At 39.7% G+C, this 13,829-nt stretch carries 10 protein-coding genes; 7 read left to right on the top strand and 3 right to left on the bottom strand.

The annotated features are described in order from the left end of the window. Positions 1–128: 128 nt before the first annotated feature. Entirely contained in the window at positions 129–2,303 is a 2,175-nt protein-coding gene (locus tag LC608_RS21675; RefSeq protein WP_229555477.1) for a recombinase family protein, read from the bottom strand. 87 nt (positions 2,304–2,390) lie between these two features. On the opposite strand from LC608_RS21675, the gene LC608_RS21670 reads away from it, so the two are divergent. After that, on the top strand, positions 2,391–3,737 hold the full coding sequence (locus LC608_RS21670) for a proton extrusion protein PcxA (RefSeq protein ID WP_374108420.1): 1,347 nt from the start codon (positions 2,391–2,393) through the stop codon (positions 3,735–3,737). Positions 3,738–3,852: 115 nt separating this feature from the next. Beyond that, complete coding sequence (locus LC608_RS21665) at positions 3,853–5,124, top strand: murein transglycosylase A (protein ID WP_229555475.1); 1,272 nt, start codon at positions 3,853–3,855, stop codon at positions 5,122–5,124. A 233-nt stretch (positions 5,125–5,357) separates the two neighbouring features. Here LC608_RS21665 and LC608_RS21660 read toward each other — a convergent pair whose 3' ends face one another. Both LC608_RS21660 and LC608_RS21655 read right to left on the bottom strand, forming a co-directional pair. Then, a complete protein-coding gene (locus LC608_RS21660; protein ID WP_229555474.1) occupies positions 5,358–5,591 on the bottom strand; it encodes a DUF3134 domain-containing protein in 234 nt (77 codons plus the stop codon). A gap of 202 nt (positions 5,592–5,793) precedes the next feature. Then, positions 5,794–6,222, bottom strand: a complete 429-nt coding sequence (locus tag LC608_RS21655) for a hypothetical protein (protein WP_229555473.1) — start codon at positions 6,220–6,222, stop codon at positions 5,794–5,796. A gap of 1,392 nt (positions 6,223–7,614) precedes the next feature. On the opposite strand from LC608_RS21655, the gene LC608_RS21650 reads away from it, so the two are divergent. From LC608_RS21650 to LC608_RS21630, 5 genes are all read left to right on the top strand, one after another. After that, complete coding sequence (locus LC608_RS21650) at positions 7,615–8,232, top strand: hypothetical protein (protein ID WP_229555472.1); 618 nt, start codon at positions 7,615–7,617, stop codon at positions 8,230–8,232. Positions 8,233–8,258: 26 nt separating this feature from the next. After that, complete coding sequence (locus LC608_RS21645) at positions 8,259–8,630, top strand: hypothetical protein (RefSeq protein ID WP_229555471.1); 372 nt, start codon at positions 8,259–8,261, stop codon at positions 8,628–8,630. Beyond that, positions 8,584–11,331: a hypothetical protein gene (locus LC608_RS21640; protein ID WP_229555470.1), complete on the top strand. Its 2,748-nt coding sequence runs from the start codon at positions 8,584–8,586 to the stop codon at positions 11,329–11,331. Before LC608_RS21645 ends, LC608_RS21640 begins: the two co-directional genes overlap by 47 nt. A gap of 161 nt (positions 11,332–11,492) precedes the next feature. Next, positions 11,493–12,365: a hypothetical protein gene (locus tag LC608_RS21635; RefSeq protein ID WP_229555469.1), complete on the top strand. Its 873-nt coding sequence runs from the start codon at positions 11,493–11,495 to the stop codon at positions 12,363–12,365. Positions 12,366–12,516: 151 nt separating this feature from the next. After that, the gene (locus LC608_RS21630) at positions 12,517–13,578 is read left to right on the top strand and encodes a hypothetical protein (protein WP_229555468.1); all 1,062 of its coding nucleotides are present in this window, start codon (positions 12,517–12,519) and stop codon (positions 13,576–13,578) included. The last annotated feature ends 251 nt before the right edge of the window (positions 13,579–13,829 follow it).

Below are 13,829 nucleotides of genomic sequence, written 5' to 3'. Positions count from 1 at the left end.
AGTTTTATCTTGATCGCTAGTCAAAAACACCCTTAAACGAGCGCCCATATCTTCGTCACCTCGGTAGATGCATTCTCCGTATTTACTTATCTTTACATAGTTTAGTTTTTTCGCGCCGACTTACTTAGTTAGCTAGTAGCCTCAGAAATAACCGTCACACAAGCATTCACTAAGGGTAACAGCGGCCCTAGTTGTTCTTGTCCATTCACTGCTAAATCGCTGTGACACAAATAAACTCTCTTAGATACACGAGATAGTAAATCTGTCAATATTTTTCGCAGTCTTTGTTCTTCTGCCAATTTTTCATCTTCTGCTGTCCAAGGTTCGCCTAACCTATCTCGCAGGAAAAAAGGCGCACCAAACAAAGTTGCTGCACCACCTTTCGCCCATAGAGGTGAACCAGCATCCAGCCAAAAATGCCAACGGTGCGATCGCCTACTAGATCGATATTGAAATATAGTTGCTAAGGTGACAGCCTTTCTCACTCCACCAATGGAACGCACAGGGTAAGGATTGGCGGTAATCGTACCACGTCGCAGTAGTTGAATGAATTCAATAATAGTTGTGTGAGGCGTTGTCTCAACTGGGGCAATTTGTCGTAATCTGGTGTCAATTTCCCAGTAGTGTTGGGCGGTTTCTAATAATTCTCGCAGTGCGGCTAGTTGTTCGTAGGGGAGATTACTACCATTCCACAAAAAGCGTTGAATTGCTCTGTCTAAGAGGGAAATGGGGCTGGGAATTAACCGCAATTCTTGTTGCGATCGCTGTTGTTCTAACCACTGTAATATCTCATTATATGCTGTAGTCGCTGCATAGCCGATTCTATCCCAGCGCTCGAAGGCTGACACTGGGAGCAAGTTGGGGCGATCGGGATGGGGTACAAAGCAGTAATCTGCAATCAAACCAGCGCGAACCGGATCAATATCAGTAGAGACGCGATTAATCGCGTCTGTAGAGTTTTCTGGTGATTGTTGTTTCCTACTCAAGACAACTAGCATTTCTGCCACGGCATCCCGATCTACGAGGCGTCCCAAGCCGGGATAAACTAGTGCCAGCATGGTAAGTAATGCGCGAATGACGGGTGAACTAATTAGGGGACGTTGGTCATTGAGCGATTCTACCTGGATGTTTTGCTTAACCAGGATTTCTACTAGAGTATAACGAGCGATCGCATCTAAACCTGGTGCAATAATCGCCACTTCTTCTGGTTGCACTTGCTGTGATTGGATGGCATTAGCAATTTCCTCTGCTGTTTGCCGCAATAGTTGGGCGCGGGAGGTGGTTTGAATTGAATGCACGGTTTTTGGTAAGCTCAACAGTACCATCGGTTCTGTGAGTAATTCCACCATCTGTTTAGCTTGCTCACCAAGGGACTCTGGAGGAGGCCCGGTCAAGATTTCAACCCGACAACGTTCTGCTAACCCTTCTAGGTAGTTGGGGTCTGCTCCCAATCCCAATCGCACTGCACCATCGGGATTGTAACTAAATGCCCCGACTGCACCTTGATCTAATAGCAATTCAAATAAAAGACGCGCTACGCTAGGATAATCATCTACATCATCCGCCAATACCGCCTGATAGCGTTTAGTTAAGTGCTGCTGATAATTGCGATCGCTTAATAAATGCTGACTATACAGTTCAGTAATAATGCCATAAGTTAGTAATCCCCTCTCTAAACACCAGTTACGCCAATCTAGGAGCAAAGAGGCGAGAAATTCCGGTTCTAAAGTTGTAGGATTTTCCCCTAGACCTCTTGTCAAAATCTGGGCAATATCTTCGCAAGGTACACCACTGTAAGCTGCTAATTGCAATAAATCTAGAATGCGACGCACCAAGCGAGATTCATTCACTCCCGCAACACGTAAAATTTCTTCGTCTAATTGGGGACGCCAGAGTTTGGTTGCTAACTCTTGCTCCGTTTCTGGGCGCAATCTTACCGGAAACTGTGCCTTCAGGCTCAAAGAGTTAATTAGCAATGGCCAAAATAAAATAACTTCATCCTGAAAAAAACCTAGCGGTGTCTTGGCACGCACCGGATATTTTCCTAATGTAGATGTAACAATTATATCTCCCAATTCTCTCCGATTATCATCATTGGCAGCTAAAACTAAAACTCCTGGCTCTGTTTGTTTAAGATATAAAAATTCGGGTATATGAATGCCTTTTTTACGTCCTGATTTTTTAGTATAAAATGATTCAACATACTGCTTCTCAGGTTGTACCCAACTACAAAATTGCTCTACCAAGCGAGCCGTCTTACCACTGCGGCTAGTGCCAACAATCCAAACCGAATGAGAAACCACAAACTTTCTCCTTGTAGATTTGCTAGTATACCTCGTGCGTTAACTTAAGGTTAATAGTCACCAAATAATGCTGGATGATTGTCTCCAATGAAAAACTCTGTTTTTAGCCAAAAAATCTATTCTTTCTTGCTTGATACTTACCGATGGTACTTACAAACTCCTGAACGTTCTTTAAATCAAGCTTACGATGCAGCATTAAAGATTAAGGAAATAGAAGACAAGCATTTTAATGGTAATAAAATAGACAGTGACTCAGCCATGTACAGTAACAGCGTCATGGATTATTTTGAGTCAGACCTACAAAAGCTATTAAGAACTGTGAGGATGCGGCTTACAGAGTTAAAAGCAAGCCGTTGGTTTTTAAATGAAGAGAATCAAAAAGCTGCCGAGAAAGCAGGTATAGAGTATCTCAGTCCTTCTTTGGTTTTGGAAAAGCTAAACTTTATCGATCAAGTTATATCTAAATACACAACACTTTCTGATCAAAGAAGTTCTAAAGCTTTAGTGGTTCAACCTCAAAATATAGCAGTTAACCCTGTGATATCTGACGACAAATCAATGCTCGTCAATAATTCAACGTTACCACCCAAAATACCAACTCAAGACTGGGAGACAAAAGCAAAACCAAAGGGTAAAATCGATACAACAGGCGTTTTACCGCGCTCTATTTTAAGTACTATCACTCGTCTGCAAGTTGAATTAGATCCTAATTCAGAACAAGAAGTAATCCAAAGTTTTCGTCAAGCTCAAAGAAGAACAATAATATCTATTAGGTTTATTTTACTGTTAATTATCGTACCACTTCTGACGCATCAAATAGCAAAAGCTTTTGTAGTTGGGCCAGTTATTGATAAGTTTAGAGACACTGAGGAAAGGCAAATATTCCTCAATTCCGAAATGGAAGAGGAAGCCCTTGGAGAATTACAAAGATTTGAAGAAAAACTCCAGTTTCAAAATTTTATTAGAAATGCTCCGCCACTGTTGCCAGAACAGATAGAAGTTGAAATGAAAAAGAGGGCAGTTGAGCTTGCTGAAGAATTCCGTCATGAAAGCTCTAATGCTATTAAAAATGTTTTTGCAGATATTTTTTCGGTGGGTGCTTTTATCTGGCTTTTCCTCGTCAGCAAGTCTTCTATTGCTGTGATTAAAGATTTCTTTGATCGGATTGTTTATGGACTTAGCGATAGTGCCAAAGCATTTATCATCATTTTGTTTACCGATATATTTGTAGGTTTCCACTCTCCTCATGGCTGGGAAGTACTACTAGAAGGTGTATCGCGTCATTGGGGATTACCAGCAAATCGAGATTTTATCTTCTTATTTATTGCTACATTTCCAGTGATTTTAGATACCATATTTAAATATTGGATATTCCGATATTTGAATCGGATATCGCCTTCAGCAGTTGCAACTTACCGGAATATGAATGAATAAGAAGTGGGGAGTAGGGAATAGGGAGTGGGGAGTAGGGAAGATTTTGATATTGTCAAATAATTACATTATTTTTAAATTTGAGGGAAGTGGGATAATATCAAAAATTTGAATTTGGATGGAAAAGATACTTGCTGAGTTAGGAAAGTTTAACAAAGTTATCGCCATCAGCTTACCTGTAATTTTGCCAATTTTCCTGGTGCGTATGCAATCTTTGGCGCATCGGGAACTCATTTCGCCAGAATGTCAGGTGAAAAAGTGGGATATACCAGTTTCCTTGACTGCTGAAAACCAAAAAGCACCATTAATTCAGAGATTACCAATCACTTGTTGTCAAGATGATACCTCTTGTTTTGATGAATTTCTTTATGGAGAAATGCCAGACAAAAAGGCGCTATTAAGTGCGATCGCTCGTAGTCTCCAATACCTGCAAACGGCTAATGCTGCGGCTGCTTATCAAAACTATCCGGTGGCTGACATTAGACGCGATCGCGTCATCAAAAGCTTGAAAAGATTCCGCGAACTCCTACTAACAACTAATTCTGCAACAGAATTAAATCAAGCCATCGAACGGGAATTTGTTCTTTACCAGTCAGTTGGTAAAGACACCAAAGGTTCCGTTTTATTCACCGCCTATTATGAACCGCTTTACGCAGCTAGTCGCGTCCCCACAGCAGAATATCGTTATCCTGTTTATCGATTACCTCCTGATTTAAACTCTTGGACTAAGCCTCATCCTACCCGCGAAGAATTAGAAGGAGCAGATGGTTTACAAGCTGCAAAAGGAAAATTACAAGGATTAGAGTTGTTTTGGTTTCGCGATCGCCTCGAACCATATTTAGCTCAAATTCAAGGTTCAGCGAGACTTCAGCTTCCCGATGGTAGTCAGACAACAATCGGCTATGCGGGTAATACCGCTTATAATTACAAAAGTATTGGGCGAGAATTAGCGAATGATGGCAAATTACCGCTAGAAGGGATGACTATGCCCATTATTCTCGACTATTTCCAAAAGCATCCCCAAGAATTAAACATTTATATTCCGCGCGATCGCAGTTTTGTTTTTTTTCAAGAAAATCACGGTGAACCAGCCCAAGGTTCTATCAACGTACCACTAACAGCAGAGCGTTCTATCGCTACAGATAAATCCCTCATGCCTCCTGGTGCTTTAGCATTAATTCGTGCTTCTATTCCCTTTGCTAATCCTACCGGAAAAATGGAGGAGCGCATCGTTAGTCGTTATGTTCTTGACCAAGATACTGGAGGTGCAATTAAAGGTGCAGGTAGGGTAGATTATTTTTTAGGTACTGGGAAATTAGCAGGCGATCGGGCTGGTGTTACAGTTAGCAATGGACAATTATTTTATCTATTACTCAAGTCCAAAAATTAAACACACTCGCATTTTAATACTAAGAATCCCGACTTGTTTAAAAAGTCGGGATTTATAACCTTTCGGCGTAAATAAATTACACATTCCAAATCAATGAAATGTTTAGGGTAATAATCAATTACGAATTACCCTACTAGTACAGCGTGGCAAAAATGAAGATACCATTTTCAATCGTTCAAAGCCCTAAAATACAGGATTTTTGACTTTTGATTTTTGACTTCCGCTTTGCGGTACTACGCTTCTATATCCATGTCAGCATCATCATCGTCATGATCGTAAGGGATATCATCAAGGTCTATCATTTCTGAAATTTCTTCTACTTCATTTAAATACTCAGATTCTTGATGTTCCCGTTCTATTAGACGACCAGTTGACTTTAACCATTCCAAGAGAATAAATTCATTACTTGTACGAATTACAGGCGCTCGCTGGTTACGAGGTTCTTCACGCAAAGGACTTGTAGGCATAAAAAAAACTCACTTTCAATTATGGGTCACTGTGGAAAAACAGGAAAATTGTCCACTAGGGTCAAAAGCCTTGTATAACAAGTCTTTTCTCAACAGATTAAATACGAACCATTGAGTTTTTTATTCTCTTGTCCGTTTAATTACTTACCATTAAAATCTCTTCGCGTCAGTTCTAATAATAAATCTTCAAGCGGACGCAAACTCACAATGTATTTGATACCTTGGCGAGAGTTTCATACATATCAGATGGTAATGCAGACAATCTGTTCGCTACAGCCACTGCATCAGCTAAGTTGGTAAATTGACACCGGACAATTTCTTGTCCATTTCCTGAGGGGAATCGCTTCCTAGCTTTGTTAGAGACAGCACAAATAATCGCTAAAGCTTTGGCGAATCCATCTTTTGTCAATATTGTTTCTTTAGCAAACCCTTCAACAGGGATAAGGCAGACCTCAAATCGATAGCCAGGTCTGGGAGAAACAGCTATGTCGATATAGGGTTTATCTTCTTTCCTGATTCTGCGTAAATATTGGGCAGTCGAATTAGTATCATGCAAATCAGTCCCAAGGGCATAAGTAAAAAAGCAATCTTCTGTTAGGGATTCAGGACGGGTAATTATATCCGTTGGCATAAGTTCAAGTATTTTTTGTATGTTGTCTGGGTTTGTGATACAATTTACTGTCCAATCCCACTTACTTAAGCAAAAATTGCTGCCCATGTGCCCGACTTATTCAATAAGTCGGAGATATAAATCTAGCTTAAATAAGTAGCATTCTAGTACAGGTCGGCAGAAATAAACCTACCATTCCAAACAGCCAGGAAGCCCAAAATTAAAGCATTTTGACTTCCAGCTTGTGATACCAGTTTCACCCAATGTATTCCAATACAGCAATATAAACTGACATAAAACACCTCTGGAATGAAATGGTGTAGACACCTCCAGAATCAAAGAGTGTAGAGATTTAGATTCGGAGAGGCGTCCATATAGTCAGTCACATGACCGAAAATATTTCTCAACATACTTAATCATAACATAGTTGACCGTTGAACTTTTTTTACTCCTCTGACCGATACATATTCCGTCACCAAGAACGGTAGGGTTGTATTCAATTGCGATTTTAGATTAGGAAATATATTTGTTAAGTAGTTTTAATTTTTACTAAGCATACTTATATGTAAAGGATAAATAGTCATTGCGATCGCAAAAGCCTATCGCAGACAAGCCTATCGCAGATAAGGCATCGCTTAATTTACAGTCGAAAAAATTTAAAGTTTCATGCATAGATTCTTTGCTCAATTCCAACCGATACCTGAAATGCCATAAAAGCTTGGATAGTACAGATGCTCACCTTGAATGATTCTATCCAGATAACGCACCCTGCACTTAGTTACAAAACAGCTTGCAATTTGTAAGTATTTTCTCAAAAATTAAATAGGATTGCGATATTTAGCCAAAAGGATAAAGTGTAGTCCATTTCCTGCTAGTGACGGTAGACTGAAATTAACTACATGCAAATGGTAATGTTAACATCATAAATCTCCAAAATTATTCTCAAAGGGCTTTGCAGGTGGGATACTTTAGCTACAATGCTGTGAACTCCCCAAACTTGTAGCAATTAATGTAGTATGTTTTGTAAGGTCTTATCCATACAAAACAGTGTCTTGGAGTAATAAAATGTTTACTATAGAACTTGTAACTATGCTCTCAAGCATAGTCTTGCGTTTTTATCGGCTTTACCAACCTCTAGTTGAGGCAAAAGCCGTGGTATAGAAAGAGCTTAAAAGGACTATAGCAGTTCTGGTTTAAAGCTCGAAACTTAGTTTCTCAAACCATGCATACTTTCTTTTTAAACCAAAATTAATATTCAATTAACTTAAATGAATAATAGTTTGTATCCAGCGTAACATTCTACTGAAAAAGTTATAATTTTATTAAAAATAAATGTTAAATCATGTTAAATTGACTTAAATATTGTAAATTTTTAGACAATAAACACTCAAGTACACCATAGGAAAATTAGCAATGTCTAGACAAAGTTCTCACAAGAGAAACTTTTTCAAAGCTTTAACTGGTAGCGCACTCAAAGGATCTCAGAAGTTAAGACTGGGGCTGAAATCCAGCTTGATTATTCTGGGGGAATCTGTACCCTTTTTGATTGCTTGTGCTGTACTTGTAAGCGTTATCAGCCTAAATAGTCCTATTTTGCTTTTTTGTTTACTAGTTGGTAGTTTAATTACAGTCATCACCCAGCAGATTGGGCAACAGGTGAATTTACCAAGGCGATCGCTAATAATATTACAAATATTAGCAGCAGCCGTAATTTTGAGTTTGTATTGGTTAGACTGGTTTGCAGCCCCTGCACAAGCACAGTTTTTTGGAGAAGCTGAAAGGTTTTTTAAAAGAAATTTAGGTGGAGCGCAAACAGCTGGTGGTGGTAGTGAGGCAGCAATAAGTTTAATATTTAATGTGTTGCGGGCAATATACTTACTCTATATTGCAATTTCTCTAGTTGGTGTGATTAACGCAGTGCGTAAAGATGAGGATTGGCAAAGTATTGCCAGAACTCCCCTATTAGTCGTTGTTGCTGTTACCGTTGCTGATGTACTCACACGCTTTGTAATAGGCCCACAAGGGCAGTAAATAATTTTAGATATTTCATATTTCAAATGTCTCAAGATCGGGAACAAGATTTTCGTCCAGTCAATCAGGTTCTAGGAAGCCAACCCTCATTAGGGCCAATCCCTGCCGATCAAATTCTTCCTTGGACAGTAATTGCCTTAGCCTCCTACTTTATTGTCAACGGAGTTTTTGGTGGGATTTTCCAAGAAGAGTTTCAAAAGTGGTTGTGGACAATACTAATGACAGGTTGGGGAATAGGAACTTGGTGGATTTTAACTGGTGGTAGGAGTTGGAGTTTTTTAAGTAAATTTATTGGCGTTCCCGCTTGGACAAGAGGCTTTGCTCGTTATCAGAGCTTATTGGAAGTTAACCATGAAGCAAAAAATCGGAAAACAAAGCGTCGGCGTCGCCGGAAATGAAGGTAGATTAACACCATTTGAAGATGCCTTGCACTTGGCGACAATGCTACGTGTCGCAATGAATGGACGTGATATTGGCGCTTACCTTTTGACAAAAGGCACTCAAAGAGATCGGTTTTGCTTTGTTTTTGGTTTTGACTGTAAGGGAATTCATACCACTTTAAGAGCCGAACAAATCGATACACTCTTTAATAACATTGAAGCCGGATTGAAAGACATTCCTAGCGGTGAAAGAATGACACTGCATTTAGGATCTTTTAGTTCCGACAAAGAGCGCCAAAAAGAATTAGTATCGCTAATCAGAAATGCGCCATCACGAGATATCAAATATTTGTTGATGGCAGAAAGAGCCAGAGTCAAAGAATTGACTATTTCTGGTGTTCGCAAGCCTAAATTTTTGCGGATTTATGTCACTTATACCATTGAATCCAACTCCAGAAATGCAGATGATTGGATAGAGAAGCTTTTAGTTAGAGCGGAATCATGGTGGTTAAAATTTAAAGGGGATCTCTCAGATGTAGAAAACCAGCGCATAGAAACGCTGATAACAAATGCTTACAAGCAAGGTTTTTTACGCTGGGAACAAATTTTATCTAACCAAATGGGATTGGATGTCAAACCTTTGAAAGCTGATGAACTCTGGGAAGGCATCTGGAAAAGGTTTAATGATACGCAGCCAATACCGATTCCCCAGTTGATGACTTTAGATGAACAAGGACTACACGAGCAAGTTAATTCAGATTTAGCTAGTACTAAATTGCTTCTAGACAATATCCACGGCACAACTTTGCTGATGGAGTCTAGTGTACCTTGTGCCGATCGCCGTTGGGTTAATGTTAACAATCGTTATATTGGTGCATTGTCATTTCTGGAAAAACCCGGAGGTTGGGTAAATAAATCTACTCAACTGCGATATTTATGGGAATTGTTAGCCAGAGAAACAGTAGTAGATACAGAGATTTTTTGTGAGTTGACTGCGGCAAATCCAGCAATGGTGAAAACTACTTTGCAACGAGTGCTGAAGCAGTCAAACATGACGACAATCATGGCTCAAGAAAAAAGCAAAACTATTGATGTCAACGCGCAATTAAAGTTGAAGAAATCGGTAGCAGCACAAGAACAATTATTTGAAGGTGCAGTCCCGATTTATACGAGTATCGTTATTTTGGTACATCGTTCAACTGTCGATAAATTAGATGAGGCAACAAGATATATTGAAAACTGTTTTCAACGTCCAGCAAAATTAATTAGGGAAACTGAATACGCCTGGAAAATTTGGCTGCAAACTCTACCAATAGTTTGGGAAGGTTTGTTAGCGACACCTTTCAATCGTCGCCAGCTATATTTAACAAGTGAAGTTCCCGGATTAATGCCTTTAGTTTTAACTAAACAGGGTGATAAACAAGGCTTTGAGTTGATTGCTGAAGAAGGCGGGACGCCCATACATTTAGATTTGTTTAATCAACACAAAAATTTAGCTTTGTTTGCGACAACTCGTGCTGGTAAATCGGTGTTGGTATCAGGGATTTTAACTCAGGCTTTGGCACATGGTATTCCGGTTGTGGCGTTAGATTTCCCAAAACCTGATGGGACATCTACTTTCACTGACTATACAGAGTTTATGGGGGCCAATGGAGCGTATTTCGATATCTCCAAACAATCAAATAACTTATTTGAACAGCCAGACTTACGATCGCTAGATCCAGAACAACAGCGCGATCGCTTTAACGATTATACCGCCTTCCTAGAATCAGCTTTAATGACAATGGTTTTAGGATCATCCACTGAAAGTCAAATTTTATCGCAAACCGTGCGATCGCTCCTCAACTTAGCATTAGAAGCCTTCTTTGCTGATGAGGGTATAAAAGAGCGATATCGACAGGCGATGGCGGGAGGATTTGGCACTCAGGCTTGGCTGAAAACTCCTACCTTAAAAGATTTTCTGTTTTTCTGTTCATCAGAACACTTGCAGCTAAGTACTTTAACTGGCAGAGTAGAAGACGCACTTAGCCAAATTCAGCTGCGCTTGCGGTTTTGGCTTTCTAGTAGGGTGGGACAAGCCATTTCTGCACCATCTAGCTTTCCTACCGATGCACAACTATTAGTTTTTGCTCTGAGAAACCTATCAGATAGTGAAGATGCAGCCGTACTATCTCTAAGTGCCTATTCAGCAGCATTACGACGCGCATTAGGTAGTCCAGCTTCTATATTCTTCATTGACGAAGCACCAATTCTATTTGAATTCGAGCAAATTTCTGACTTAGTTGGCAGAGTTTGTGCAAACGGCGCTAAAGCCGGTATCAGAGTCATCTTATCAGGACAAGATCCTGATACAATTGCCAAATCTAAAGCTGCATCTAAGATTTTGCAAAACTTGACAACACGATTGATTGGACGCATTCAGCCGGTTGCAGTGGATAGTTTTGCAGATATCTTAAAGTATCCCCGCAACATTATTTCTCGTAATGCCTCAGAAAGCTTCTTTCCCCGCAAAGAAAGCGTTTATAGCCAATGGCTGTTAGATGATAACGGTATTTATACATTCTGTCGTTATTATCCAGGTTACGAACAATTGGCAGCAGTTGCTAATAACCCTGCTGAACAAACTGCACGTAGTAAAATGATGCAACTTCATAGCGATAAATATGAAGCAATTTCTGCATTTGCACGTCAGTTAGTGGCTAATCTGCGTAGTAGTTAATCGGGTTCTGTAAGCAGTTAACAGTGATTCAAAAAGTTATATAGAACTCCTATTTGATTTTTGAAAAAACTCCGTATAACTCGAAAAAGCCGATTCCCTACTCCTTGCCTTGTTATAAATCATAGTTAAAAAGCTAAATTACCTTTTTTAGGCACAAATCTATGCGAAAAACTACCATTTTTACTCTAACGTTGCTATCCCTAGCAATCCTACCAGTAATGGCACAACAAGATCAAACGCTAGTAGGCCAGGTTTGGAGTGATTTTCAATCATATTCCAGAGATTTGCAAGATTACTTTCAATATAGGAATGTGAACGAAAACTTAAACCCTGAATCAGATGGTCAAAATGCTATTAGTGCTACCAGTAACGAGGGAGAATTGAAAATACCTAACCCCGTTGCTGCGGGACAAAAGGTTCGTGATAATGTGATTGACTACTCTTATCGTTCACAGTCTAGAGCAAGCCGCTTTGAAAATAATGCAGCAGTACGGGGAAATTTAGCTGGTAATGAACTAAATCGTTTAATTACCCGTGGAGTAGCGGTAGGTGTTCTTGGTAAAAATGCACAAAGTCGGATAAAAGGAAAGTTAGAAAATCTTCAGTCGGAGCTTTTTGACAGTTCTGGTTCTGGGGGAACTCGCTCAGGAGGAACTACTCTTCCTTGTCCTACCGAGGCAACACCAACACCCGCAGGCGTAACTTGTAATCTTATACAAGACTTGGTAACTCAATTGCTAAATCCAGACCCTGAAATCATTCAACTCCAAAAATTACAATCAAGAATCGTAGCCGAAACATTTGCTCAAACAATACAAACGAATCAGTCTTTACAATATTCTAATTTAAATTTAGCAAACATTTCTCAACAGTCAGAAGAAGCAAATCGCGCTCGGAGAGTAGATACATCTACAGAAGCGGCGCGACTTTTACGAGCTACATCTCAACTAGATTTGTTTGGCAGAGAAAAAGTTGGAAATGAGGATCTTAGGATAAATAAAAGTATAACTATCCGAACAAAAATAAATTTTTAAAATACTTGAATTTTTTACAAACCAACAGGAAATATAAAAAAGTTTGGTAGGGTGCGTTAGCGACAGCGTAACGCATCGAAAGCATCCGGGATGGTGCGTTCCGTTGCTAATTCACCCTACTAAATCTAAAAAAACAGCCCATAAACTCAAAATGCAACTTGCTATTCAACTAATTTTTGCCCAACTAGGCAACCAACTAGGCATTGATGACGTTCTCAATAATGGTGCCAGAACTTCTCTAAGTATTGCCGAAGGTTGGAATAGTCAATGGCTGAATTTATTACAAAACACCACCAGTAATAACTTGTATGGAGCGCTGACAAATCTGGGTATTTTTTTTGCGGTAGGAACCCTGTTATTTTTTATGATACAATTCCTCAGAGACTTAATATCCTACGAATATAGTCGTCCAATATCAGCTTTAATTTGGCCTTTTGTGGTGGTGATCCTCTTAAGTAATTCAGGTAAGGGAAGTATCCTTTCTAATCTGACACTGGGATTACGGGATTTTTTAAACACTGTCAATCAGCAAGTAGTGGTATCAGCAGATGCGGGTCAAATGTTCCAACAAGCACTTAATATGAGTGTTGCTGAAGAAGTAACTGGTTCTTTTCTGCGTCCTTGCCAATCCCTAACTGGTGAACAACAAAGTAAATGCTTTGTCCAAGCTTCGGAGAGAATTAATATTCTCTTGCAGAAATATAGAAATACATACGGAAGGAGAGTTTGGATAAATAGGCTACAAACTAAGATAGATAATATTAGATATGGCACTAGCCTTGTATCAGAAACATCATTTAATTCTTTGTTAGGTTCTACAGTCCAAACAAGCATCAAAAACTTTTTAGTTTCCTTGCAATATGCCTTTCAGAATCTGATAGAAGCTACTATGTTGCTGATAGCCCTGTTAGGGCCAATAGCTGTAGGTGGCTCTTTATTGCCTGTAGCTGGTAAACCAATTTTTGCATGGCTGACCGGATTTTTATCTATTGGAATCGCCAAGATTTCATTCAATATTATTGCTATTGTGACTGCCGCAGTTATTGTAAATGGGCCAGGTCAGAATCCTACTGCTGATCCAGACTTAATGTGGTTCATAATTTTTCTGGGAGTTTTAGCACCAATTTTATCGTTACTTGTGGCTGCTGCTGGCGGTTTTGCACTCTTCAGTGGGATCAGTAATACAGCTTCTTTAGTAAGGGAGAGGATATAAACAAAATTCAAAATGAGCAAAATTTTGATATGTGTCGTAATTGCTGAATTATATGCAAATCCTAATTAATATAAGGCCTTTTACAAAAGCCCCTAGCACCCCACCCCCAACCCCTCCCCGCTTGTGGGGCTACAGTGTATACACAAGTCAAATTACCCCCCTTAATCCCCCCTTAGAAAGGGGGGAGACAGGAATCGGGATCTAGTTCCCTCCCCTTTCCAAGGGGAGGGTTAGGGTGGGGTAAAACTGAC

Source organism: Nostoc sp. XA010 (assembly GCF_020829625.1).
In the GTDB taxonomy this organism is placed as follows: domain Bacteria; phylum Cyanobacteriota; class Cyanobacteriia; order Cyanobacteriales; family Nostocaceae; genus Nostoc.
Note: the sequence above shows the minus strand (reverse complement) of the source record. Positions and strands in the feature narration are given on the sequence as shown.

Bases quoted from the DNA above. Each gene is read 5' to 3' on its own strand.
- LC608_RS21670 (WP_374108420.1), top strand. From the start codon at position 2,391: ATGAAAAACTCTGTTTTTAGCCAAAAAATCTATTCTTTCTTGCTTGAT.
- LC608_RS21665 (WP_229555475.1), top strand. From the start codon at position 3,853: ATGGAAAAGATACTTGCTGAGTTAGGAAAGTTTAACAAAGTTATCGCC.
- LC608_RS21660 (WP_229555474.1), bottom strand. From the start codon at position 5,591: ATGCCTACAAGTCCTTTGCGTGAAGAACCTCGTAACCAGCGAGCGCCT.
- LC608_RS21655 (WP_229555473.1), bottom strand. From the start codon at position 6,222: ATGCCAACGGATATAATTACCCGTCCTGAATCCCTAACAGAAGATTGC.
- LC608_RS21650 (WP_229555472.1), top strand. From the start codon at position 7,615: ATGTCTAGACAAAGTTCTCACAAGAGAAACTTTTTCAAAGCTTTAACT.
- LC608_RS21645 (WP_229555471.1), top strand. From the start codon at position 8,259: ATGTCTCAAGATCGGGAACAAGATTTTCGTCCAGTCAATCAGGTTCTA.
- LC608_RS21640 (WP_229555470.1), top strand. From the start codon at position 8,584: ATGAAGCAAAAAATCGGAAAACAAAGCGTCGGCGTCGCCGGAAATGAA.
- LC608_RS21635 (WP_229555469.1), top strand. From the start codon at position 11,493: ATGCGAAAAACTACCATTTTTACTCTAACGTTGCTATCCCTAGCAATC.
- LC608_RS21630 (WP_229555468.1), top strand. From the start codon at position 12,517: ATGCAACTTGCTATTCAACTAATTTTTGCCCAACTAGGCAACCAACTA.